General features: G+C 63.1%; 24 protein-coding genes. 19 read left to right on the top strand and 5 right to left on the bottom strand.

The features are described 5' to 3' along the window. Window positions 1-50: 50 nt before the first annotated feature. Window positions 51-824 carry a potassium channel family protein gene (locus C8N42_RS15480; protein ID WP_107817485.1) on the bottom strand — a complete coding sequence of 258 codons (774 nt, stop codon included), beginning with the start codon at window positions 822-824 and terminating at the stop codon, window positions 51-53. A gap of 292 nt (window positions 825-1116) precedes the next feature. Between C8N42_RS15480 and C8N42_RS21400 the strand changes: the two genes are divergently transcribed. The 19 genes from C8N42_RS21400 to C8N42_RS15570 all read left to right on the top strand — a co-directional run bounded on the left by C8N42_RS21400 (window position 1117) and on the right by C8N42_RS15570 (window position 17852). Beyond that, window positions 1117-1443 carry a hypothetical protein gene (locus C8N42_RS21400; RefSeq protein WP_146168281.1) on the top strand — a complete coding sequence of 109 codons (327 nt, stop codon included), beginning with the start codon at window positions 1117-1119 and terminating at the stop codon, window positions 1441-1443. After that, a complete protein-coding gene (locus C8N42_RS15485) occupies window positions 1328-2737 on the top strand; it encodes a DNA-packaging protein (protein ID WP_107817486.1) in 1410 nt (469 codons plus the stop codon). Before C8N42_RS21400 ends, C8N42_RS15485 begins: the two co-directional genes overlap by 116 nt. Window positions 2738-3058: 321 nt before the next feature. Beyond that, the gene (locus C8N42_RS15490; protein WP_107817487.1) at window positions 3059-4300 is read left to right on the top strand and encodes a phage portal protein; all 1242 of its coding nucleotides are present in this window, start codon (window positions 3059-3061) and stop codon (window positions 4298-4300) included. A 1-nt stretch (window position 4301) separates the two neighbouring features. After that, window positions 4302-4889, top strand: a complete 588-nt coding sequence (locus C8N42_RS15495) for an HK97 family phage prohead protease (protein ID WP_107817488.1) — start codon at window positions 4302-4304, stop codon at window positions 4887-4889. Between the two features lie 51 nt (window positions 4890-4940). Beyond that, complete coding sequence (locus tag C8N42_RS15500; RefSeq protein ID WP_107817489.1) at window positions 4941-6146, top strand: phage major capsid protein; 1206 nt, start codon at window positions 4941-4943, stop codon at window positions 6144-6146. A gap of 160 nt (window positions 6147-6306) precedes the next feature. Further along, window positions 6307-6903 (top strand): head-tail connector protein, encoded by a 597-nt coding sequence (locus tag C8N42_RS15505; protein WP_107817490.1) that lies wholly within the window; start codon window positions 6307-6309, stop codon window positions 6901-6903. Further along, window positions 6903-7244 carry a head-tail adaptor protein gene (locus C8N42_RS15510; RefSeq protein WP_107817491.1) on the top strand — a complete coding sequence of 114 codons (342 nt, stop codon included), beginning with the start codon at window positions 6903-6905 and terminating at the stop codon, window positions 7242-7244. Before C8N42_RS15505 ends, C8N42_RS15510 begins: the two co-directional genes overlap by 1 nt. Continuing rightward, entirely contained in the window at window positions 7241-7651 is a 411-nt protein-coding gene (locus C8N42_RS15515; protein WP_107817492.1) for a DUF3168 domain-containing protein, read from the top strand. Before C8N42_RS15510 ends, C8N42_RS15515 begins: the two co-directional genes overlap by 4 nt. A gap of 24 nt (window positions 7652-7675) precedes the next feature. Beyond that, complete coding sequence (locus C8N42_RS15520; RefSeq protein WP_107817493.1) at window positions 7676-8089, top strand: phage major tail protein, TP901-1 family; 414 nt, start codon at window positions 7676-7678, stop codon at window positions 8087-8089. A gap of 3 nt (window positions 8090-8092) precedes the next feature. After that, entirely contained in the window at window positions 8093-8407 is a 315-nt protein-coding gene (locus tag C8N42_RS15525) for a gene transfer agent family protein (protein ID WP_107817494.1), read from the top strand. Window positions 8408-8434: 27 nt separating this feature from the next. Next, complete coding sequence (locus tag C8N42_RS15530) at window positions 8435-8680, top strand: rcc01693 family protein (RefSeq protein WP_425430533.1); 246 nt, start codon at window positions 8435-8437, stop codon at window positions 8678-8680. Further along, the gene (locus tag C8N42_RS15535; RefSeq protein WP_107817496.1) at window positions 8673-9353 is read left to right on the top strand and encodes a phage tail tape measure protein; all 681 of its coding nucleotides are present in this window, start codon (window positions 8673-8675) and stop codon (window positions 9351-9353) included. The genes C8N42_RS15530 and C8N42_RS15535 overlap by 8 nt, the downstream gene beginning before the upstream one ends. A gap of 18 nt (window positions 9354-9371) precedes the next feature. Further along, the gene (locus tag C8N42_RS15540; protein ID WP_107817497.1) at window positions 9372-10004 is read left to right on the top strand and encodes a DUF2460 domain-containing protein; all 633 of its coding nucleotides are present in this window, start codon (window positions 9372-9374) and stop codon (window positions 10002-10004) included. Beyond that, window positions 10004-10903 carry a DUF2163 domain-containing protein gene (locus C8N42_RS15545; RefSeq protein ID WP_107817498.1) on the top strand — a complete coding sequence of 300 codons (900 nt, stop codon included), beginning with the start codon at window positions 10004-10006 and terminating at the stop codon, window positions 10901-10903. Before C8N42_RS15540 ends, C8N42_RS15545 begins: the two co-directional genes overlap by 1 nt. Window positions 10904-10913: 10 nt before the next feature. After that, the gene (locus C8N42_RS15550; protein WP_107817499.1) at window positions 10914-11369 is read left to right on the top strand and encodes an NlpC/P60 family protein; all 456 of its coding nucleotides are present in this window, start codon (window positions 10914-10916) and stop codon (window positions 11367-11369) included. Next, entirely contained in the window at window positions 11369-15289 is a 3921-nt protein-coding gene (locus tag C8N42_RS15555; RefSeq protein WP_107817500.1) for a baseplate multidomain protein megatron, read from the top strand. Before C8N42_RS15550 ends, C8N42_RS15555 begins: the two co-directional genes overlap by 1 nt. Then, window positions 15282-15998: a DUF2793 domain-containing protein gene (locus tag C8N42_RS15560; protein WP_107817501.1), complete on the top strand. Its 717-nt coding sequence runs from the start codon at window positions 15282-15284 to the stop codon at window positions 15996-15998. Before C8N42_RS15555 ends, C8N42_RS15560 begins: the two co-directional genes overlap by 8 nt. A gap of 122 nt (window positions 15999-16120) precedes the next feature. Beyond that, entirely contained in the window at window positions 16121-16942 is an 822-nt protein-coding gene (gene cysE / locus C8N42_RS15565; RefSeq protein WP_107817502.1) for a serine O-acetyltransferase, read from the top strand. Window positions 16943-16964: 22 nt separating this feature from the next. Continuing rightward, window positions 16965-17852, top strand: coding sequence for a glycosyltransferase family A protein (locus tag C8N42_RS15570; RefSeq protein ID WP_107817503.1), 888 nt, complete (start codon window positions 16965-16967; stop codon window positions 17850-17852). On the opposite strand, the gene C8N42_RS15575 is transcribed toward C8N42_RS15570, so the two are convergent. The 4 genes from C8N42_RS15575 to pdhA all read right to left on the bottom strand — a co-directional run bounded on the left by C8N42_RS15575 (window position 17831) and on the right by pdhA (window position 22053). After that, window positions 17831-18166, bottom strand: coding sequence for a carboxymuconolactone decarboxylase family protein (locus C8N42_RS15575; protein ID WP_107817504.1), 336 nt, complete (start codon window positions 18164-18166; stop codon window positions 17831-17833). The two genes, C8N42_RS15570 and C8N42_RS15575, sit on opposite strands and share 22 nt — an antisense overlap. A 182-nt stretch (window positions 18167-18348) precedes the next feature. Continuing rightward, window positions 18349-19653, bottom strand: coding sequence for a pyruvate dehydrogenase complex dihydrolipoamide acetyltransferase (locus tag C8N42_RS15580; RefSeq protein ID WP_107817505.1), 1305 nt, complete (start codon window positions 19651-19653; stop codon window positions 18349-18351). Between the two features lie 12 nt (window positions 19654-19665). Next, window positions 19666-21033 (bottom strand): pyruvate dehydrogenase complex E1 component subunit beta, encoded by a 1368-nt coding sequence (locus C8N42_RS15585; RefSeq protein ID WP_107817506.1) that lies wholly within the window; start codon window positions 21031-21033, stop codon window positions 19666-19668. 18 nt (window positions 21034-21051) lie between these two features. Beyond that, window positions 21052-22053, bottom strand: coding sequence for a pyruvate dehydrogenase (acetyl-transferring) E1 component subunit alpha (gene pdhA / locus C8N42_RS15590; RefSeq protein WP_107817507.1), 1002 nt, complete (start codon window positions 22051-22053; stop codon window positions 21052-21054). Window positions 22054-22437 lie beyond the last annotated feature (384 nt).

Below are 22437 nucleotides of genomic sequence, written 5' to 3' on the forward strand. Positions count from 1 at the left end.
CGCGTGGCTTTCCGATGTGAAAATACTCCCGCCGGAGGCATCCCACGTTCTCAGTTCAGCCCTTCGGTGTCGATATGCACCACCGCGCCGCAATGCTTGCAATGCACCGCATCCGCGTCATGCAACATCAGCCCGCAGGTCTGGCATTCGTAACGTACCTTCGAGGGGCGAAACAGCACCTGCGCCAGACGCAGGAAAAGGGTGACGCCGAAAAACATCACTGCGATGGAGACCATCCGTCCCGACGTGCCCGGCAGGGTGATGTCGCCAAAGCCCGTGGTGGTCAGTGTGGTGACGGTGAAATAGAGCGCATCCGCGTAGTTGCGGATCATCGGGTTGTGGCCGTGTTCCAGCGCATAGATCAGCCCGGTGGTGACGAAGATGAACACCAGAAGGTTGATCGCGGCGACGATCACCTCCTCATGTTTACGGAACAGTTTGAAGTCCTGCCGCAGCCGGTTCATCAACTGATAGGTGTGCAACAGCCGCAGCGTGCGCAGGATGCGCAGAAAACCAAGTCCTTCTCCCGCCAGAGGTGCCAGAAAAGAGATCATCGCAACGATATCGGCCAGTGTCGAAGGCCGCGTGAGATAGCGCAGCTTGTTTTTGGCGACATAGACCCGTGCCGTGAAATCCGTCAGGATCAGCACGCCAAAGACCATATCCGTGATTTCGACCCAGAGCGGATGGGGGAAAAAAGAGGTGACGATGACGAAGAGGATCGTCACCAGATCGAAGGCCAAAAGCACATAGCGAAACAGATGCGCGCGGTCGCTGTCGCCTTCGTAAAGCTCGCAGAGCGTATCGTGCAGGGCGCTGGCCATGGTCTTTCTCCTCGTCGGTTCCGAGCAATGCGGGAAAAAAACCGTTCTGACAAGTCCATGGGTTTTTCTCAGGGCGGTTGGGAAAGAGTTAACGGAGATGAAGACACTGCCGCGCGCCGGTTTTAACCAATCTTATGTTCTTTGGATCAGTCTCACAGAAGCTGGAAGACGTGGGCGATGGCGCCTCCGGGACCTGAGGGGGTGTCGGGACCCATCGAAGAGGGAAACGGGGCCCTCGGGAAACGCCTGCGTCTCTCGTGCGGAGATCATTCAGGCATGAGAGGCGAAGACCATGAAAGTGACTTCATCTGTGGGGGATGAGTTCGAAACGGTGGATCAGATCGAGGCGTCGGTCAAACAGAGCCTGCTCTGGGCGATCATGGCGCTGGACGATGTGATCGACAGGCTTCTGGAGGGCGAGAAGGCCGGGAAAGAGGTGAAACCTCTGATCGCCGACCTGATGCGCGCGAAACTGGCCGCTGTCACGGAAAGGCAGAAACTCGATGACGAAAAACGCAAACGTGCAGAGCTTGGCGAGGGAGAAATCGACTTCGACGCCGCAAGAACTGAGATCCTTGATCGGCTGGCTCGCCTCAAGGCCAGAAGCCGAGCAGAGTGAGTTTTTGGAAAGTCTGGGGGAGGGGGCGCTTCTGGCGCTCCCTTACCTGTTCGAGGCATGGGCGCTGGAGCATCAACTGCCGCCCGGGGGCGCGTGGCGCACATGGGTGATCCTGGGCGGGCGCGGTGCGGGCAAGACGCGGGCCGGTTCGGAATGGGTGCGCTCCATGGTCGAGGGGGCCCGCGCGACACAGCCGGGGCGTGCCAAACGTGTGGCCCTGATCGGCGAGACCTACGATCAGGCGCGCGAGGTGATGGTGTTTGGCGACAGCGGTCTCCTCGCATGTTCTCCCCCCGACAGGCGCCCGCAATGGAGCGCGACGCGGCGCACATTGGTGTGGCCGAACGGAGCGGAGGCGACGGTGTTTTCCGGGAGCGACCCGGAAGCCTTGCGCGGGCCGCAATTCGATGCGGCCTGGGTCGATGAACTCGCGAAATGGCGCAAGCCGCAGGAGGCTTGGGACATGCTGCAATTCGGGCTGCGCCTTGGCGACGATCCCCGCGCGGTGGTGACGACCACGCCGCGCAATATCGGCATTCTGAAAGCGCTTTTGACACGCGACAGCACGGTGGTGACGCACGCGCCGACCGAGGCGAATGCGACGAACCTTGCGGCCTCTTTCCTCGAAGAGGTGAAGGCGCGCTATGCGGGCACGCGGCTCGGGCGGCAGGAGCTGGATGGCGTGCTGCTCGATGAGGAGGAGGGGGCTTTGTGGTCGTTGTCGCGGTTTGAGGAAATGCGCGCGGGCCGTCTGCCGGAGTTCGACCGGATCGTCGTGGCGGTCGACCCGCCAGTGACCGGGCACAAAGGGTCGGACGAATGCGGCATTGTCGTGGTGGGCGCGGTGACGAAAGGCCCGTCGCAGGACTGGCGCGCCTATGTGCTGGAGGATGCCTCCGTCTCGGCCTCATCGCCGACGGTCTGGGCCGGTGCTGCGATCAGTGCGCTGGAGCGCTGGGAGGGCGACAGGATCGTGGCGGAGGTCAATCAGGGCGGCGATCTGGTGGAAACCGTGCTGCGCCAGATCGACCCGCTGGTGCCCTATAAATCCGTGCGCGCTTCGCGCGGCAAGGCGGCGCGGGCGGAACCGGTGGCCGCACTCTACGATCAGGGGCGGGTGTATCACACGCGCGGGCTCGGTGCGTTGGAGGATCAGATGATCAGGATGACGGCGCAGGGCTATCAGGCGCCGGGAAGCCCCGACCGGCTGGATGCGCTCGTCTGGGCGATAAGCGAACTGATGATCCTGCCTGCTGCCGGGGCGGGGCGGCCAAGGGTGAGGCTGTTGGGATGACACAGCTCATACATCTGTTGAAAGCCTCGCCATTGCGGCGGGGCTTTTTCTTTTGCGACAGGAAGGCAAGGGGACAGAGCACCCTGTTGCGCCAAACGCCGCCCCGCGCACGCCCTGCTCAGACCTTCTTTCCTCCTCTCCTTTAGAACTCGTTTTCACCGGCGGCGCGGATGTTTTTCACGAGGTCCTGAGCCGACGGGCGACCGGACGGGTGCGGGCTGGGCGCGGCGGATGTCTGCGCCGGTCCCCCGCCCGGGAAGCACGGATTTGAGCGATTGGCAGGTCGGGAAACTGGACCGGAAGATGAGGAGAGACACGGATATGGTGTTTGACTTTCTGAAGCGGGGCGACGTGCCCGAAACGAAAGCCTCGGCGACCGGGCCGGTTGTGGCGGCGGTCTCGGGTGTGGGCCGTGTGGCCTGGAGCCCGCGGGACACGGTGACGCTGACGCGTGTGGGCTTTACCGGCAACCCGGTGGGCTTTCGCGCGGTCAAGCTGATCGCCGAAGCGGCGGCGGCTCTGCCTCTGGTGTTGCAGAACCACGCGGAACGGTTCGAGGTGCACCCGCTTCTCAATGTCATCACCCGTCCGAACCCGGCGCAGGGGCGCGCGGAACTCTTTGAAGCGCTCTATGCGCATTTCCTCCTGTCCGGCAACGGTTATCTCGAAGCGGTGGGTGAATGGGGGCAAATCCCGACCGAACTGCATGTGCTGCGCTCGGATCGCATGGCGCTCGTGCCCGGCGCGGATGGCTGGCCGGTGGCCTATGAATATTCGGTGAGCGGGCGCAAACATCGGTTCGATGTGATCGAGGGCCATTCCCCGATCTGCCACATCAAGGCGTTTCACCCCTCGAACGATCATTACGGCCTTTCGCCCATTCAGGCGGCGGCGACGGCGATTGACGTGCACAATGCGGCGTCTCGCTGGTCGAAATCGCTTCTGGACAATGCCGCACGGCCTTCTGGCGCGATTGTCTACAAGGGCGCGGATGGCAATGCGGCGATGAGCGCGGATCAGTACGACCGCCTGCTCTCTGAGATGGAGAGCCATCATCAGGGCGCGCGCAATGCCGGTCGGCCGATGCTCCTGGAGGGCGGTCTGGACTGGAAACCGATGGGGTTCAGCCCGTCGGATATGGAGTTCCAGAAGACCAAGGAAGCGGCGGGGCGCGAGATTGCGCTCGCCTTCGGGGTGCCGCCGATGCTTTTGGGTATTCCCGGCGACATGACCTACGCGAATTATCAGGAAGCGAACCGGGCGTTTTACCGGCTGACCGTTCTGCCGCTGGTGCAGAAGGTGACGGCGGCGATCGGGCATTGGCTGTCGGAGATGACGGGCGAGCCGGTCGAACTGAAACCCGATCTCGATCAGGTGCCAGCGCTGTCGAGCGAACGCGATGCGCAATGGAACCGGATCGCGGGCGCGGATTTTCTCACCGATGACGAAAAGCGCGCGATGCTGGGCCTGCCGCCTCTGGCGCCGGAACCGGTGTGCGAGGTGCTTCCCGAAGAGATCGGAGAACCGTCGGACGAAGATGTCGGGTCCGGGGAAGGGAACTGAGATGCAAAAGGATTTCTACAGCGGCCTTGAGCACAAATTCGCCCGTCTGGGTGAAGAGGTGACCATTGAAAACGGTGTGAGGATAGAGGGTTACGCCTCTCTCTTCGGGCAGCGTGACAGTGGCGGCGACATCGTGATGCAGGGCGCTTATGCCAAATCTCTCGCGGCGCTGAAGGCCAAGGGGCGCAGCGTGAAGATGCTCTGGCAGCACGACCCGGCGCAACCCATCGGGATCTGGGACGAGGTGCGCGAGGACGCGCGCGGTCTCTATGTCAAAGGACGTTTGCTGACCGACCTGCAAAAAGGTCGCGAGGCGGTGGCGCTGATCGAGGCGGGGGCGATTGACGGGTTGTCGATCGGCTACCGGACCTTGCGCGCCCGGAAGGATCAGAAAGGCGCACGCCTTTTGTCGGAACTGGAGCTTTGGGAGGTCTCTTTGGTGACCTTCCCGATGCTGCCGGAAGCGCGGCTTTCCGCAGAGCAGAAGGGCGATGAGGCCCTGATGTCTGAGGCGGTGCTGCGCGATCTCGCGGAGGCCTTGAACGGTGCCCGCAAGCTGCTGGCCGGAGGTGGCTTCAGAGATGACTGAGGCCAGCGCATTCACCCGCGAAACCCAACATCAGGACAAAGGAATGTTTGGATGAGCACACCCGAAAGAGAGACCCGACAGTCGGGTTCGGCCCCAGATCTGGCCCATGAGGTGAAGACCGCTCTGGCCGGTTTCATGAGTGATCTCAAAGACTTTCAGATCGAAATCAAATCGAAACTTCAGCATCAGGAAGAGCGACTGACCATGCTTGATCGTAAATCTCACAGCTTTGCCACCCCGGCAACCCGTCCGGCCCTGTCCGCGCGGCCCGAGGTGGATCTGTCCCACAAGACGGCCTTCACCACCTATGTGCGCAATGGCGACGACGACGCGCTGCGCGGTCTTGCGCTTGAAGGCAAATCCATGTCCGCCGCTGTGAATGGCGATGGCGGTTACCTTGTCGATCCGCAGACCGCCGACGTGATCAAATCGGTGCTGAAATCCACCGCTTCGATCCGGTCCATCGCCAATGTGGTGAATGTCGAGGCGACCTCCTACGACGTGCTGATCGACACCACCGATCTCGGCTCCGGCTGGGTGACGGAGACCGGCACGGTGGGCGAGACCGCGACCCCGACCATCGACCGCATCTCGATCCCGCTCTATGAGCTGTCCGCCCTGCCGAAAGCTTCTCAGCGTCTGCTGGACGACAGCGCCTTCGACATCGAAGCCTGGCTTGCGGGTCGCATCGCCGACAAGTTCGCCTCCGCCGAGGCGTCTGCCTTCATCAATGGCGATGGCGTCGACAAGCCGACCGGCATTCTGAACCACACGCAGGTGGATAACGACAGCTGGGCCTGGGGCGCGCTGGGTTACATCGTCACCGGCACCGATGGCGGGTTCGACGCCACCGATCCGGCGGATGCGATTGTCGAGCTGGTCTATGCGCTGGGCGCTCAGTACCGCACAAACGGCACCTTCGTGATGAACTCCAAAACGGCGGGTCAGGTGCGCAAGCTCAAAGATGCGGACGGTCGTTTCCTCTGGTCCGACGGTCTCGCCGCCGGTGAACCCGCCCGTCTGATGGGCTACCCGGTTCTGATTGCCGAGGACATGCCGGACATCGCCTCTGACGCCGCCGCGATTGCATTCGGCGACTTCAACGCGGGCTATACCGTGGCCGAGCGTCCGGATGTGCGCATCCTGCGCGATCCGTTCTCCGCGAAACCGCATGTGCTGTTCTACGCGACCAAGCGCGTCGGTGGTGACGTGTCCGATTTCGCGGCGATCAAGCTGCTGAAATTCGGCATCGCCTGAGGTTTCTGAACGACTTGCCCCGGTCCATTGGGCCGGGGCAGCGGATGCGCGGTCCATTTCTCCCCGTGTTGTCTAGCAGCTCCCCCTCCGTCCGAGTGACACGGGGGGCCGCGCATCCGAATTCGCAATTTCAAGGGGGACCCGGATACGGAGTTGTACCATGATGTTGATGGAGCAGACCCAGGTGGCCTCAACGGCGCTGCCGGTCGCTGAGTTCAGGGACCATATGAGACTGGGCACCGGGTTTGACGACGACGGGGTTCAGGACGGGGTTCTGGAGACCTTTCTGCGGGCGGCCATGGCGGCGGTCGAGGCGCGCACGAACAAGGTGCTGATCGCCCGAGATTTTCTTTACACGGTCACCGCATGGCGCGATCTGAGCGCGCAGGTTCTGCCGGTCGCGCCGGTTACGGCGGTCGCGAGCTTTGTCATTGTGGACCGGCTCGGGGCCGAGACCACGGTGGACAGCGCGAAATACATGCTGGAGCAGGACACGCACCGGCCGCGGGTGGTCTCGACCGGCTTCATCCTGCCTCAGATCCCGGTGGCGGGACAGGCGAAGATCGCGTTCACGGCGGGCTTTGCCGCGAGTTGGGGCGATCTGCCCGCCGATCTGGCGCAGGCGGTGTTCCTGCTGGCCGCGCATTATTACGAGCACCGGCATGAGACGGCGGTGGGCGAGGCGGTGATGCCGTTTGGCGTCAGCACGCTTCTGGAGCGCTACCGCAACCTGCGTCTCTTCGGAGGGCGGGGCTGATGTCGGCGGTGGTGCATCTCAATCGCAAGCTCGTGCTTGAAGAGGCCGAACGGGTCTCTGACGGCGCGGGCGGTTATGTCGAAACCTGGGTCCGGCTCGGAACGCTCTGGGCGTCGATCCAGCCCGGCACCGGCTCCGAGACCTCTCAGGATTTCCTCACCGTGTCGCGTGTGCCGATGAAGATCATCGTGCGCGGCGCGCCAGTGGGTTCGAAACGGCGTCCGAAACCGGATCAGCGCTTTGTCGAAGGCGGGCGGGTGTTTCGCATCCTTGCCGTGACCGAAACGGATGCGCAGGGCCATTACCTGACCTGCAATGCGCGTGAGGAGGTGACGTCATGAGCTACGGAGTGGCTGCGGCCCTGCAAACGGCGGTTTATCAGGCGCTTGCCTCTGATGCGACGCTCGCGGGGCTTGTCGGCGGCGCGATCTATGATGCGGCGCCTGCGGGCACGATCCCGGCGCTTTATGTGAGCCTCGGGCCGGAGGACGTCACCGACGCCTCGGACAAGACCGGGCATGGCGCGCGGCACGAGCTCACCGTGTCGGTCGTCTCCGACAGCGCGGGGTTTCTCACCGCGAAACAGGTGGCCGCGCGCCTTTCCGACATCCTCGTGGATGCCGATCTCATCTTGTCGCGGGGCACGCTTGTCGGGCTCTGGTTCGTGTCGGCCAAGGCCCGGCGCGTTCAGGACAGCGATGTGCGCAGGATCGACCTGAAATTCCGCGCGCGCGTCGAAGACAACTGATTTTCCAAGACGGAGTAAACGACCATGGCTGCCCAAAACGGCAAAGACCTCCTGATCAAGCTGGACATGAACGGGTCCGGCACATTCGAGACCATCGCGGGGCTGCGCGCCACGCGGATTTCCTTCAACGCGGAAAGCGTCGATGTCACCTCGCTCGAAAGCTCTGGCGGCTGGCGTGAATTGCTTGGCGGCGCGGGCGTGAAAAGCGCCGCGATTTCCGGCTCGGGCGTCTTCAAGGACGCAAGCACTGACGAGCGCGCGCGTCAGATCTTTTTCGACGGCGAAGTGCCCGAATTCCAGGTGATCATCCCGGATTTCGGCACGGTGCAGGGCGCGTTCATGATCACCTCGATCGAATATGCGGGCGCGTACAATGGCGGGGCGAGCTATGAGCTTGCCATGGCCTCGGCGGGCGCGCTGAGCTTCACGGCGGTGTAAGCCATGGCGAACCCCTTCCAAGGCGAAGTGGCGCTGACGCTGAACGGTGAGCGCCATGTTCTCAAACTCACGCTCGGGGCGCTGGCCGAACTGGAGGCCGGGCTTGAGACCGACACGCTGGTGGCGCTTATCGAGTGCTTTGAAGCGGGGCGGTTTTCTTCGGCGGACGTGCTGCGCGTGGTCGTGGCGGGGCTTCGGGGTGGCGGCTGGAAGGGCGGTTATGACGACATCCTGACCGCGGAGATCAAGGGCGGACCTCTGGAGGCGGCGCGCGTTGGTGCGGAGCTGATCGCGCGCGCTTTCACGGTGCCCGCGTAAGGCCGGAACAGGGAGAACGCCATGAGCATGATTTCCGCCACTGGCGGGTTCGAATGGCCCGCACTGATGCGGCTCGGGATCAGGGGGCTGGGCCTCAAACCCGCCGAGTTCTGGGCGCTCACGCCGGCCGAGCTTTTGCTCATGCTGGGCGCGGGATCGGGCACGGCTCCGATGGGGCGCGCGCGACTTGAGGAACTGGCCAGGGCCTTCCCCGACGAACATGCGGGCGAAGGCGGATTGAAAGGGCAAGACAAGGGGCAACATCATGGCTGACGAGTTGAACGGCACGGATATCAACGGCTTGAGCACGTTCGAGGATCGGGTCGAACAGATGGAGAGTGCCATCGGCGGGGCCGAGGCCATGGCGGCGGCGTTCAATCAGGAAATGACGCGGCTTCAGGCCACGGTGGCGGAGACCCAGCGCGAGGTCTTCAAGTTGGAGAGCGGCATTTCACGCGGGCTCAAGAAGGCGATCGACGGGCTGGTGTTCGATGGCGACACGCTGGCGGAGGCTTTGAAAGGCGTCGGACAGTCGATGCTGACCGCCGCCTATAATGCCGCCGTGACGCCGGTGACGAGCCATGTCGGATCGGTTCTGGGCACCGGGCTTGAGGGCATCATTCAGGGGCTTCTGCCTTTTGAGAAAGGCGGTGCCTTTGCGCAGGGCAAGGTGATGCCATTCGCCAACGGCGGTGTGGTCTCGCAGCCCACCTATTTCCCGATGCGCGGCGCCACGGGTTTGATGGGAGAGGCGGGCGCGGAAGCGATCATGCCGCTCACCCGTGGCGCCAATGGCAAGCTGGGGGTGCAGGCCTCCGGATCGTCGCGGCCTGTCAACATCACGATGAACGTCACCACGCCCGATGTCGCGGGCTTCCAGCGCAGCCAAAGCCAGGTGGCCGCGCAACTGAGCCGCGCTTTGGGGCGCGGTTCGCGCAACCAGTAATCGCAGGAGGGGCAGACCATGGGTTTTCATGAGGTGAGATTTCCCGCCAATCTGAGCTTTGGCTCCGTCGGCGGACCGGAGCGGCGCACCGATGTGGTGACGCTCGCCAACGGGTTCGAGGAGCGCAACACGCCCTGGGCGCATTCGCGCAGGCGCTATGACGCGGGGCTCGGTATGCGCTCGCTCGACGACATCGAGACGCTGATCGCGTTTTTCGAGGCGCGGCAGGGGCAACTCTACGGATTTCGCTGGAAGGACTGGTCGGACTACAAAAGCTGCAAACCCTCCGTGGCGACCGGGTTTCAGGATCAGGTGATCGGCGAGGGCGATGGCGAAACCACGGTGTTTCAGCTCTCCAAGACCTATCGTTCCGGCGATGTCTCCTATGTCCGTCCGGTCAAGAAGCCCGTGTCGGGCACGGTGCTCATCGGTGTGGGCGGGCAACAGGCGTTCGAGGCGATCGACTGGGAGGTGGACACCGCCACCGGTCTGATCACGTTTGGCACGCCACCCACGGGAGGCGCGGAGATCACCGCAGGGTTCGAATTCGACGTGCCGGTGCGCTTTGACACCTCCAGCATCTCCACCTCGGTCTCCTCGTTTCAGGCGGGTGAAGTGCCGAATGTGCCGGTTGTGGAGGTGCGTGTCTGATGGCCTTTTCCGGGGAACTTCAAACCCATCTCGCGTCCGGTGTGACGACGCTGTGCCGCGCCTGGGCGCTGGTGCGCAAGGATGGCACGACCTTTGGCTTTACCGATCACGACAACGATCTGAGTTTCGAGGGCGTGAGCTTCAAGGCCGATACCGGGTTGACCGCCAATGCGCTTGAGCAATCCACCGGGCTTTCCGTGGACAACACCGAAGCGCTGGGCGCGCTCTCGGCGGCGTCTGTCACGGAAGAGGACATCCGCGCGGGGCGGTTCGACGGGGCGCATGTGCGGTCGTGGCTGGTGAACTGGGTCGATGTTTCCGAGCGTGCGCTGTTGTTTCAGGGCACGTTCGGCGAGATCACCCGTGTCTCCGGCGGGTTTCGTGCCGAGTTGCGTGGCCTTACCGAAGAGTTGAACCAGCCGCAGGGGCGCGTCTATCAGTCCGGCTGTTCCGCCGTTCTGGGCGGTAAAGGTTGCGGTTTCAATACGTCGCAGCCGGGCTATTTCACCGAAGTGACGGTCGAGAGTGTCGAGAAGGGCAAGATTTTCGCCTTCGCCGATCTCACCGGTTTTGACGACCGTTGGTTCGAACGTGGGCGTCTGACCGTGCTGTCCGGTGCGGCCAAAGGGCTTGTGGGGATCGTGAAGAACGACCGGCTGTCGGCGGACGGGCGCAGGGTCGAGCTTTGGGAGGAACTGCGCGCCGAAATCACCGTTGGCGACACGATCCGCATCGAGGCGGGCTGTGACAAGCGCGCGGCGACCTGTCGACTCAAGTTCGACAATTTCCTGAATTTTCAGGGGTTTCCGCATATTCCGGGTGATGACTGGCTGGCCACCTATCCGGTCCGCTCGGGCCGGAACGATGGCGGCAGCCTGATGGGCAGCGGATCGGTGTGAGGAGGCGGCGATGACGGATGTGAGCATTGCGGATCGCGCGCGGGCCTGGATCGGGACGCCCTATCTGCATCAGGCCTCCTGCAAGGGGGCGGGGGCGGATTGTCTCGGGCTTTTGCGCGGGGTCTGGCGGGAGATTTACGGCTGTGAGCCGATCAACATTCCGCCTTACACCGCCGACTGGAGCGAACCGCAGCGCGATGAGCGCATGTTGCGCGCCGCGCAGGAAAACCTCGTCGAGAAACCGCTCGCCGAAATGGCGGCGGGCGATGTGTTGCTGTTTCGGATGCGTGACGGGGCGGTCGCCAAACATCTCGGCATCGTCGGGCGCACGGGCGCGGCACCGTCGTTCATCCATGCCTACAGCGGGCATGGTGTGATCGAAAACGCGCTGAGCGGCCCCTGGAAACGCCGGGTCGTCCGGTGTTTCGCCTTTCCGCCTGTTTTAACCACGCAAGGAGGTCTCTGATGGCGACGCTCGTACTTTCCGCCGCAGGCGCGGCAATCGGGGCATCCGTCGGCGGCGGGGTCTTCGGTCTCTCCTCCGTGGTCATCGGTCGCGCGATCGGCGCGACCATCGGGCAGGCCATCGACCAGCGCCTCATGGGCGCCGGCAGTCAGACGGTCGAAACGGGTCGCGTCGAACGTTTTCGCCTCACCGGGGCCTCCGAAGGCGCGTCGGTCGCGCAGGTCTATGGCCGGATGCGGGTCGGCGGACAGGTGATCTGGGCCACCGAATTTCTCGAACATACCTCCACCCGCCGCGTGGGGGGCAAGGGCACGTCTTCCTCCAGCACCAAGGTCACGGAATACAGCTATTCCGTCTCGCTTGCCGTGGCGCTTTGCGAGGGCGAGATTTCGCGCGTGGGCCGGGTCTGGGCCGATGGCTCCGAAGTGGACAAGAGCACGCTGACCATGCGGGTCTATCATGGCACCGGGGATCAGTTGCCGGATGCCAAGATCGAGGCGGTCGAGGGCGCGGGGCGTGTGCCCGCCTATCGCGGTATCGCTTACGTGGTGCTCGAAGATGTGGACCTGACGCCTTTCGGCAACCGGGTGCCGCAGTTCACCTTCGAGGTCATGCGGCCCGATCAGGCCGACGAACCGTCGGATCTGACCCATCTGGTGCCCGCCGTGGCGATGATCCCCGGCACCGGCGAATACGCGCTGGCGACCGAGCCGGTCTATCTCAGGGACGGGGCGGGCACGGTGCTTGTGTCCAACATGAATTCCTCCTCCGGTCAGCCGGATTTCACCACCTCGCTCGACGCCATGACCGGGGAACTGCCGAACTGTGGCTCCACCTCTCTGGTGGTGTCGTGGGTCGGCGACGATCTGCGCTGCGGGTCGTGTCAGATTCAGCCGAAGGTCGAACAGAGGGCGCTTGATTCCTCGGACATGTCGTGGCGCGTGTCCGGTGTGACCCGCTCTGCGGCGGAGGTGATCGCGCGTGACGAGGAGGATCGGGTGATCTACGGCGGCACGCCCACCGATCAATCCGTCGTGCAGGCGATTAGGGCGTTGCATGAGGCGGGGCAGGAAGTGATGTTCTACCCGTTCATCCTGATGGATCAGATGGCGGGCAATGGGTTGACCGATCCGTGGACCGGGACGGGGGAACAGCCCGCACTGCCCTGGCGGGGGCGGATCACCACCTCGCTCGCGCCGGGGATCGGCGGCACGACGGATGGCACCGCCGCCGCCGAGGCGGAGGTTGCGGCCTTCTTCGGCACGGCACAGAGGGGCGATTTCACCGCCTCGGGGCGGACCGTCAACTACACCGGCCCGGCCGAGTTCTCTTTTCGCCGGATGATCCTGCATTACGCGCATCTCTGTGCTCTGGCGGGCGGCGTCGAAGCCTTCTGCATCGGTTCGGAAATGCGGTCTCTGACCCGCATTCGCGGCGCGTCGGGCTTTCCGGCGGTGGATCAGTTCGTGCGGCTTGCCGCCGATGTGCGTGCGATCCTCGGGGCGGGCTGCAAGATCGGCTATGCCGCCGACTGGTCGGAATATTTCGGCTATCAGATCGACGGCAATCTCTATTACAACCTCGATCCCCTGTGGGCGGACGCCAATATCGACTTCATCGGCATCGACAATTACATGCCGCTCTCCGACTGGCGCGAGGGCGACGATCATCTCGATGCGGATTGGGGCGCGATCTACAATCTCGACTACCTCAAATCCAATATCGAGGGCGGCGAGGGCTATGACTGGTATTACGCGCATGACAACCATGACGCGGCCCAGATCCGCACGCCGATCACCGACGGGGCTTACGGCGAGGATTGGGTCTGGCGCTACAAGGACATCCGCAACTGGTGGCAGAACGATCACCACGAGCGCATTGATGGTGTGCGCAGCGAGACGCCGACGCTTTGGGAGCCGCGTTCGAAACCCGTGTGGTTCACCGAAATGGGCTGTGCCGCGATCGACAAGGGCACCAACGAGCCGAACAAGTTTCTGGATGCGAAATCCTCGGAAAGCGCGCTTCCGGCCTATTCCAACGGGCGACGCGACGATTTCATCCAACTGCAATATGTCCGGGCGATGACCGAATACTGGGGGGATGCGGCGCGTAACCCGACGTCCGATGTCTACGGCGGGCCGATGATCGACATGAGCCGTGCCCATGTCTGGGCCTGGGATGCACGGCCCTATCCGGCCTTTCCGGCGACCACCGACGTCTGGTCGGATGGCGACAATTACGCCCGGGGCCATTGGCTCAACGGCCGCTCCACCGCGCGGTCTCTGGCCGATGTGGTGCGCGAAATCTGCGCCCGTTCCGGTGTCGAAGAGGTGGATACCTCGGAACTTTGGGGCGTGCTGCGCGGCTATGACGTTTCCGACATTTCCGGGGCGCGTTCGGCGCTGCAACCTTTGATGCTGGCTTACGGTTTCGAGGCGGTCGAACGGGAGGGGCAGTTGGTGTTCCGCTCGCGCGATGGCAAGTCCCTGCTCGATCTGAGCGAAGAGCAACTGGCCGAGAACGACGAGATGGACGGACTTCTGGAGCGGGTGCGCGCGCCCGAGGCCGAGGTCGCGGGCCGGGTGCAGCTCACCTTCGTGGATGCCGATGACGATTACGGCGCGCGCTCGGAGGCGGCGATCTTCCCCGATGAAGAAACCCGGCTGATCTCACAATCGGAGCTGCCTCTGGCACTCACCCGGGCCGAGGGGCGGCAGATCACCGAACGCTGGCTTTCCGAGGCCCGCGTGGCGCGCGACACGGCGCGGTTCTCCCTGCCGCCCTCTTTGATGGGGATCGGTGCGGGGGACGTGATCACGCTCAAGAGCGCTGAGGGCGATCTGCGCTACCGGATCGACCATGTGACCCTCGGCATGCAGCAACAGATCGAGGCGGTGCGCATCGAGCAGGAGATTTACACCCCTTCCGAGGCGGTGGAGGAGAACGTCGAGGCGCGGGCCTTTTCCGCCCCGGTGCCGGTTTATCCGCTGTTCCTCGATCTGCCGCTTCTGACCGGCGAGGAAGTGCCTTACGCGCCCTATCTTGCGGTGACGGCGGAACCCTGGCCGGGATCGGCGGCGGTCTATACATCGGCCTCCGACAGCGGGTACGAATTCAACACGCTGCTGCCGACCTGGGCCACCATCGGCGTCACGCAGACCGAACTGGACCCCGCCGCGCCCGGGCTTTGGGATCGTGGCGCGGCGCTTCGGGTCAGGCTCACCAAGGGGCAACTGTCCTCCGCCGAGATGCTCGACGTGCTCAACGGGGCCAATATCGCGGTGATCGGGGACGGCACCTCGGCCAATTGGGAAGTGTTCCAATTCGCCACTGCCGAACTGGTTGCCCCGCTGACCTATGATCTGTCGCTGCGCCTGCGCGGGCAGCTTGGTTCCGACGGTCTGGGCGAGGGTGGTCTGGCACCGGGTTGGCCCGCAGGGTCGCGCTTCGTACTTCTCGACAGCGCATTGCGGCAGATCGACCTTGCGCAATCCGCCCGCGGGCTGGCCCGTCATTACCGCATCGGCCCGTCGAGCCGGGGCTATGACGATCCGAGCTATCAGCATTATGTCGAGGCTTTCGAAGGGATCGGCCTGCGCCCCTATGCGCCCGCCCATCTGCGCGCCACAGTGACGAGCGCTGGGGATACGAAGGTGAGCTGGGTGCGGCGCACCCGGATCGACGGCGACAGCTGGCAGTCCTACGAGGTGCCTCTCGGTGAGGCTTTTGAGCTGTACCTCCTGCATGTGGTGCAGGGCGGGGCGGTATTGCGCGAGACCACCGTCGCCAGCACCGTCTGGACCTACACATCCGCTCAGAAAACCAGCGACGGTCTGACCGGCGCCTATGAAATCCATGTCGCCCAGATGTCCGACAGCTTCGGACCGGGCCTCTTCCGGGAGATCGAAATCCATGACTGACACACCCCGCTTCGCCCTGCCGCTGCTTGAGGCCTCTCAGGCGCAGAAACATGTCACCGTGAACGAGGCGCTCGCGCGTCTCGACGGGTTGATGCAGCTCACACTGATCTCCGTGACCGAAACCACGCCGCCCCTGACCCCGCAGGAGGGCGATGCCTATGGCGTGCCGTCCGCCCCGGTCAACGACTGGTCCGGGCAGGGCGGCAAGATCGCGCTCTACGTCAACGGTGGCTGGGTGTTCGTGCCCGTGACGCTCGGTATGCGCGCCTATGTGACCGATCAGAACGGCTGGGCCGGGTTCGATGGCAGCGGCTGGGTGTTGGGCCTCATCACGCTTTCGGCGCATGGCGCGGGGATGGTGCAGAAAGTGATCGAACTGGATCATACGATCACCGCTGGCGCCACTTCCGTCGTGAGTTCCGCCATTCCCGGCCAGTCGGTTGTCTACGGTGTCACGGGCCGGGTCCTGTCGGGGATCACCGGCACCGGGCTCACCGGGTTCTCGCTGGGCGTGGCCTCATCCTCGAACCGGTACGGATCGGGACTGTCGCTGACCCAGGGCAGCTGGCTGCGCGGTCTGACCGGCACTCCGTTGACCTATTACAGTTCCGAGAACCTGATCCTCACCGCCGAAGGTGGAGATTTCAATGCGGGTGGCGTGATCCGGCTCGCGATCCATTGTGCGCAGTTCGCTTTGCCGTCCGAATGACGTTTCAGTCATCCCGGAATATGCCCCGTGCAGAATTGCGCGGGGCTTTTTTATGCCGCTTGCACTTGCGCTTTGGCATCGGGAGCTATCTATAGTAGGCTTCCGCAAAAGAGGACCCGCGCATGGCCAAGATCCGCACCACTCTCAAGGAACTCGATCCCGTCTGGAGCCGCATCGTCTCCGAGGCGCGCGACGCCGTGGCGGAGGAACCGCTTCTCGGCGGGTTGGTCCATGCCTGTATCTTGCATCACGAGACGCTCGAAGATGCGCTGGCCTACCGGATCGCGCAGAAGCTTGCCTCCGGCGACATGTCCGAACAGCTCATCCGGGAGATCGCCGATCAGGCTTATGCCTCCGATCCCTCGATTGCCGAAGCCGCGCGCGCCGACATCTGCGCGGTTTTCGATCGTGACCCGGCCTGCCACCGCTATATCCAGCCTCTGCTCTATTTCAAAGGCTTTCAGGCGACGCAGGCGCATCGCGTCTCGCACTGGCTCTGGAAAGAGGGGCGTCGTGACCTCGCCTATTTCTTCCAGATGCGCATGTCCGAACAGTTTTCCGTCGACATCCATCCGGCCTGTCAGATCGGTAAGGGGCTGTTCCTCGACCATGCTCATGCGCTGGTCTTCGGCGAAACCGCCGTCATCGGCGACAATGTTTCGATCCTGCATGACGTGACGCTCGGCGGCACGGGCAAGGAGGACGAGGACCGTCATCCGAAAATCGGCGACGGCGTGCTGATCGGGGCCGGGGCCAAGGTGCTCGGCAATATCCGGATCGGCTGCTGCTCGCGCATCGCCGCGGGTTCCGTGGTTCTGGCCGAAGTGCCCCCTGCCACCACCGTCGCGGGTGTGCCCGCCAAGGTTGTGGGCGAGGCGGGCTGTTCCCAGCCGTCGATCTCGATGAACCAGTTGATCGGTGCGCGCACCGGCGATCGGGGCTAAGGCACAAAAGGGCGATACCGGAATGGATGTGAAATCGCTGCTCGCCACGGGCTATCGGTGGCTCTTTGCGAAACCGCACCGGCCCGGCTCCTCGCCGCTGATCGTGGTGATGATCCCGCTGATCGGCAAGGCGCGGGCGCAGGACTGGCAACGGGTGTGCGACATTCTCGAAGACACGCTCGCCTCGCTGCGCGCCCAGTCCTATCGGAATTTCGAAGTGCTTCTGTGCTCTCAGGACCGGCCTGACAATTTCCCGGATGGGGAAAACCATCATTTCATCCCTGCACCGCCTCATAATGCTGCGCCGAACGTGTCGGATCATCGGTTGAAAATCCGGTTGATGACGGAATATGCCGCGCGGAGTTTCGACCGGTTCAGCTATGTCATGCACCTCGACGCCGACGATCTGTTACACCCGGACCTGTTTCGCTATGTGGCGCAGGACAATAACGGGCGCGGTTATCTGGTCGGGCAGGGCTATATGATGGATGCGCAAACAAGACGTCTGGCACCTCTGGGGCGCGCCATCGGCGGCAAGACCGAATTCTGGGAACATTGCGGCTCCTGCGCCTTTTTTGCGGTGGACTGGGGCAAACAGCGGTTTCCCGTCTTCTTCCTGCGCCTGATGGGGAAGGGCCATAAGAACTACGCAGATCGGGCCAGACGTCTGGGATATCCTCTGGCCGCCATCCCGTTTCCGGCGATGCTCTATGTGGTCAACCACGGTGACAACTTACAGACCCGCAAGGGCAACGATAAACTGCGCTATCTGACACATCTCGAAATCACGGAGCCCGAACGCCTTGCCGCCATTCGCGCGGAGTTCGGGCTGTCCGAAGGAACTGACGAACATGGCGTGGAGGGCGGGCGGGCTCTGCTTCGTTCCTGTCAGCCGGTCATTTCGTCATAGGCGTCCAGCGCTTTTATGCCATACATATAGGACGGCCCGCCGCCCATCAGGATCGCCACGCCGACGGTTTCGGCGATTTCCTCGCGGGTGGCCCCGGCCTCGATCGAGGCTTTGACGTGGAATCCGATGCAGTTCATGCATTGTTTGGTGATCCCGATGGCAAGCGCCTGCAATTCCTTATGTTTGACAGAAATTGCGCCCTCAGCCGTTGCCGCCGCATGCAGAGCGTTGAAACCCTCCCCGACGGAGGGAAGCGTCGTACCGTAGTCCATCATGCCACTTTGTACGGTTTCAAGTTCCGATGACCAGCTCATGAGAAGCCTCCTTTGTGCAAATCTTTCGCGAGAAATCCGCCACATAGGTGGACCGCAACTTCTCCGAACATGGCGCGACGCTAGCACAGAGTGGCTCAAGGGACCTTAAGCTGGATCAGTTGGCAAGAAAAAGCCCCGCGGACCGTATCTGCGGGGCTTTGGGGTTTGATATATGTGACCGGTCAGGCCAGCATCGCCACCGGGTTTTCCAGGTTCTCGACGATGGCCTTCAGGAGTTCCGCCCCAAGTGCGCCGTCGATCACGCGGTGATCCACCGACATGGTGACGCTCATCACGGTCGCGACCTTGATCTCGCCATCTGCGCCAACCACCGGTTTCTTGACCCCGGTGCCGACCGCCAGAATGCCCGCGTGCGGCGGGTTCACGATGGCGTCGAAATTGTCGATGCCGAACATGCCGAGATTAGAGATCGCAAACGACCCGCCCTGATAGTCCTGCGGTGCGAGCTTGCGGTCGCGGGCGCGGGCGGCGAGGTCTTTCATCTCTTTCGACAGGGCAGAGAGCGATTTTATGTCGGCGTCTTTCAACACCGGCGTGAATAGCCCGCCTTCGACGGCCACGGCCACGGCCACATCGGAGGCTTTCATCTGAAGCACCCGGTCACCGGCCCAGACGGCATTGGCGGTGGGCACCTCTTGCAGCGCGTTCGCCACGGCCTTGATGATGAAATCGTTGACCGAGAGTTTCACTCCCTTGCCTTCGAGCTGTTTGTTCAACTCGCCACGGAATTTCATCAGCGCATCGAGTTGGATGTCGCGGCGCAGGTAGAAATGCGGGATGGTCTGTTTCGCCTCGGAGAGACGCGCGGCGATGGTTTTACGCATGCCGTCGAGCTTGATTTCCTCGTATTCGCGGCCTTCGTACATTTTCGCGACCATATCCGCCGAGGGACCCGCCGGAGCCGCAGCCGCCGGGGCAGCCACAGCAGGAGCGGCGGCTTTCGGGGTCTCAGTTTTCGGTGCGGAGGTGGCACCTTCCACATCCGCTTTCACGATGCGGCCTTTCGGGCCGGAACCCGCAATCGCCGACAGATCGAGACCTTTCTGAGCGGCGATGCGACGCGCGAGCGGCGAGGCAAAGATGCGCTCGCCGGAGGCCGCGACGGGGGCTGCCGGGGCAGGGGTGGCCGCAGGGGCGGGGGCCGGAGCGGCGTCTGCTTTCGGGGCTTCCGCCGCCACAGGGGCGGGCGCTGCACCGACATTGTCTGCCGCCGATGCATCTTCCCCTTCTTCGAGCAGCACCGCGATGGGCGCGTTCACTTTCACGCCCTCGGTGCCCTCGGCCACGAGGATCTTGCCGACGACACCTTCGTCCACGGCTTCGAATTCCATCGTCGCCTTGTCGGTCTCGATCTCCGCGATCACGTCGCCCGACGACACGGTGTCGCCCTCCTTGACGAGCCATTTCGCCAGCGTGCCTTCCTCCATCGTCGGAGACAGGGCGGGCATCAAAAGTTCAATCGCCATGACGGGCTCTCCTTAACGGTAGGTTACTTCTTTGCAGGCGGCCACGACTTCGTCGGTGGTCACAAGCGCGAGTTTTTCGAGGTTGGCGGCGTAAGGCATCGGAACGTCCTTGCCCGTGCAGTTGATCACCGGCGCGTCGAGATAGTCGAAAGCGCGCTGCATGATCGTGGCCGAGATGTGGTTGCCGATGGAACCGACCGGCCAGCCCTCTTCGACGGTGACGCAGCGGTTGGTCTTCATCACAGAGGCCAGCACGGTGTCATAGTCGATGGGCCGCAGCGTCCGCAGGTCGATGACCTCGGCGGAGATGCCCTCGGCGGCCAGCTTGTCGGCGGCTTCCAGAGCATAGGTCATGCCGATGCCGAAGGAGACGATGGTCACATCTGTGCCCTCGCGCCAGATGCGGGCCTTGCCGAACGGGATGGTGAAATCTTCGAGATCCGGCACCTCAAAGGACTTGCCGTAAAGGATTTCATTCTCAAGGAAGATCACCGGGTTTGGATCGCGGATCGCGGTTTTCATCAGGCCTTTGTAGTCGGCGGCCGAGTAGGGCATGACCACTTTGAGGCCCGGAATTTGCGCGTACCAGGCGGCGTAGTCTTGCGAGTGCTGGGCACCCACACGGGCGGCGGCACCGTTCGGGCCACGGAACACCATCGGAGCGCCCATCTGGCCGCCCGACATGTAAAGCGTCTTGGCGGCGGAGTTGATCAGGTGGTCGATGGCCTGCATCGCGAAGTTGAAGGTCATGAATTCGACGATGGGACGCAGACCGCCAAAGGCCGCACCCGTTGCGATGCCCGCAAAGCCGTGCTCGGTGATCGGCGTGTCGATCACGCGTTTCGGGCCGAATTCGTCCAACATCCCCTGAGAGATTTTATAGGCGCCCTGATATTCGGCGACCTCTTCGCCCATGAGGAAAACGGTCTCGTCGCGGCGCATCTCTTCGGACATCGCGTCGCGCAGTGCTTCGCGCACGGTCTGGGTCTTCATCTTGGTGTCTTCCGGGAAATCCGGGGAGGCTTTGGAGATGACTTCGACAGGGGCGGCGGCTTTCGCGGGGGCCGAGGCCGGAGCCTCGACCACCGGCGCGGCCTCAGCGGCGGGGGCCGGGGTCGCCACATCGTCGGCGCTTTCGCCCTCTTCGACGAGCACCGCAATCGGTGTGTTCACTTTCACGCCTTCGGTGCCTTCGGCCACGAGGATCTTGCCGACGATGCCTTCGTCGACCGCCTCGAATTCCATCGTGGCCTTGTCGGTTTCAATTTCCGCGATGATGTCGCCGGCGGAGACGGTGTCGCCTTCCTTGACCAGCCATTTCGCGAGCGTGCCTTCCTCCATGGTCGGAGAGAGGGCGGGCATCAGAAGTTCGGTTGCCATGGTTTCGTTCCTCCCGGATCAGGCGTAAATATCGGTCCAGAGCTCTTCGAGCGCCGGTTCCGGGCTGGTTTTCGCGAATTCTGCGCTCTCGTTGACGACGGCCTTGATGTCCTTGTCGATGGCCTTGAGATCGTCCTCGCTCGCGTGACCGCCGGTCAGCAGGATAGACCGCACCGCCTCAATCGGGTCGCGTTCCTCGCGCATTTTCTGCACTTCCTCGCGGGTGCGGTATTTCGCCGGGTCGGACATGGAGTGACCGCGGTAGCGGTAGGTCTTGACCTCAAGGATGTACGGACCTTTGCCCGCCCGGCAATGCGCTACGGCGCGCTCGCCCGCTTCCTTGACGGCCAGAACGTCCATGCCGTCCACTTCCTCGCCCTCGATGCCGTAGGCAAGGCCGCGACCGTAGAGCGTGGTCGATTTCGTGGATCGTTGAACGGAAGTGCCCATGGCATATTGGTTGTTCTCGATCACGAAAACGACCGGCAGGTCCCAAAGCTCGGCCATGTTATAGGTCTCGTAAACCTGACCCTGGTTCGCCGCGCCATCGCCGAAATAGGCGAAGGTCACATTGTCGTTGCCCTTGTACTTGTCGGAGAAGGCGAGCCCCGCGCCAATCGGCACCTGTGCGCCGACGATGCCGTGACCGCCGTAGAAATGCTTCTCTTTCGAGAACATATGCATCGAGCCGCCCTTGCCCTTGGAATAGCCGCCCTCGCGACCGGTCAGTTCGGCCATCACCCCGTTCGGGTCCATGCCGCAGGCGAGCATATGCCCGTGGTCACGGTAGGAGGTGACGCGCTTGTCACCTTCTTTCGCGGCGGCTTCGAGCCCGACCACGACGGCTTCCTGACCGATGTAGAGGTGGCAGAACCCGCCGATCAGGCCCATGCCGTACAACTGGCCGGCCTTTTCCTCGAAACGACGGATAAGAAGCATGTCTTTGTAATAGGCAAGAAGCTCGTCTTTCGAGACGTTGGCTTTGCTTGCTGGTTTGGATGGTGTTTTCCGGGGTGCCATGCGGCCTCCTCCTCCAAGGTTCGCAGCGAATAGTTTAGCGTTAAACTATATGATAAAGGAGGCGAGCCGCGATTGCACGGATTTTCTGATATGCGCTGTGGGAGGCAGCTATGCGTTTGGGGAATGGCGGGTTTTGCCTGACATTGTTTTATGCAGAAAGAGTGGAAAAGAGACCAAAACGGACAGTCGGGTTTTGTTGTGGACAAGTCTGCCCGTGGGGTGGTGATTTGGGGTATGAGGTCTACGCTGTATCCCGGTCAAATCTATGAAAGTTCAATCTGTTGTGTGCGGGTGACAATGCGTCAGCCCGCCGGAACGGGCAGGCGCAGGCGCGGCGGCTTCGCCTTGTTCCGCGCCGATTGCGGCTTCGTTCGGCGGATCTTG

It is taken from the genome of Celeribacter persicus (genome assembly GCF_003050785.1).
Classification (GTDB): Bacteria; Pseudomonadota; Alphaproteobacteria; order Rhodobacterales; family Rhodobacteraceae; genus Celeribacter; species Celeribacter persicus.

Bases quoted from the DNA above. Each gene is read 5' to 3' on its own strand.
- C8N42_RS15540 (WP_107817497.1), top strand. From the start codon at position 9,372: ATGGGTTTTCATGAGGTGAGATTTCCCGCCAATCTGAGCTTTGGCTCC.
- C8N42_RS15485 (WP_107817486.1), top strand. From the start codon at position 1,328: ATGACGAAAAACGCAAACGTGCAGAGCTTGGCGAGGGAGAAATCGACT.
- C8N42_RS15500 (WP_107817489.1), top strand. From the start codon at position 4,941: ATGAGCACACCCGAAAGAGAGACCCGACAGTCGGGTTCGGCCCCAGAT.
- C8N42_RS15525 (WP_107817494.1), top strand. From the start codon at position 8,093: ATGGCGAACCCCTTCCAAGGCGAAGTGGCGCTGACGCTGAACGGTGAG.
- C8N42_RS15550 (WP_107817499.1), top strand. From the start codon at position 10,914: ATGACGGATGTGAGCATTGCGGATCGCGCGCGGGCCTGGATCGGGACG.
- cysE (WP_107817502.1), top strand. From the start codon at position 16,121: ATGGCCAAGATCCGCACCACTCTCAAGGAACTCGATCCCGTCTGGAGC.
- pdhA (WP_107817507.1), bottom strand. From the start codon at position 22,053: ATGGCACCCCGGAAAACACCATCCAAACCAGCAAGCAAAGCCAACGTC.
- C8N42_RS21400 (WP_146168281.1), top strand. From the start codon at position 1,117: ATGAAAGTGACTTCATCTGTGGGGGATGAGTTCGAAACGGTGGATCAG.
- C8N42_RS15545 (WP_107817498.1), top strand. From the start codon at position 10,004: ATGGCCTTTTCCGGGGAACTTCAAACCCATCTCGCGTCCGGTGTGACG.
- C8N42_RS15570 (WP_107817503.1), top strand. From the start codon at position 16,965: ATGGATGTGAAATCGCTGCTCGCCACGGGCTATCGGTGGCTCTTTGCG.
- C8N42_RS15580 (WP_107817505.1), bottom strand. From the start codon at position 19,653: ATGGCGATTGAACTTTTGATGCCCGCCCTGTCTCCGACGATGGAGGAA.
- C8N42_RS15495 (WP_107817488.1), top strand. From the start codon at position 4,302: ATGCAAAAGGATTTCTACAGCGGCCTTGAGCACAAATTCGCCCGTCTG.
- C8N42_RS15505 (WP_107817490.1), top strand. From the start codon at position 6,307: ATGATGTTGATGGAGCAGACCCAGGTGGCCTCAACGGCGCTGCCGGTC.
- C8N42_RS15490 (WP_107817487.1), top strand. From the start codon at position 3,059: ATGGTGTTTGACTTTCTGAAGCGGGGCGACGTGCCCGAAACGAAAGCC.
- C8N42_RS15520 (WP_107817493.1), top strand. From the start codon at position 7,676: ATGGCTGCCCAAAACGGCAAAGACCTCCTGATCAAGCTGGACATGAAC.
- C8N42_RS15515 (WP_107817492.1), top strand. From the start codon at position 7,241: ATGAGCTACGGAGTGGCTGCGGCCCTGCAAACGGCGGTTTATCAGGCG.
- C8N42_RS15530 (WP_425430533.1), top strand. From the start codon at position 8,435: ATGATTTCCGCCACTGGCGGGTTCGAATGGCCCGCACTGATGCGGCTC.
- C8N42_RS15510 (WP_107817491.1), top strand. From the start codon at position 6,903: ATGTCGGCGGTGGTGCATCTCAATCGCAAGCTCGTGCTTGAAGAGGCC.
- C8N42_RS15480 (WP_107817485.1), bottom strand. From the start codon at position 824: ATGGCCAGCGCCCTGCACGATACGCTCTGCGAGCTTTACGAAGGCGAC.
- C8N42_RS15560 (WP_107817501.1), top strand. From the start codon at position 15,282: ATGACTGACACACCCCGCTTCGCCCTGCCGCTGCTTGAGGCCTCTCAG.
- C8N42_RS15575 (WP_107817504.1), bottom strand. From the start codon at position 18,166: ATGAGCTGGTCATCGGAACTTGAAACCGTACAAAGTGGCATGATGGAC.
- C8N42_RS15555 (WP_107817500.1), top strand. From the start codon at position 11,369: ATGGCGACGCTCGTACTTTCCGCCGCAGGCGCGGCAATCGGGGCATCC.
- C8N42_RS15535 (WP_107817496.1), top strand. From the start codon at position 8,673: ATGGCTGACGAGTTGAACGGCACGGATATCAACGGCTTGAGCACGTTC.
- C8N42_RS15585 (WP_107817506.1), bottom strand. From the start codon at position 21,033: ATGGCAACCGAACTTCTGATGCCCGCCCTCTCTCCGACCATGGAGGAA.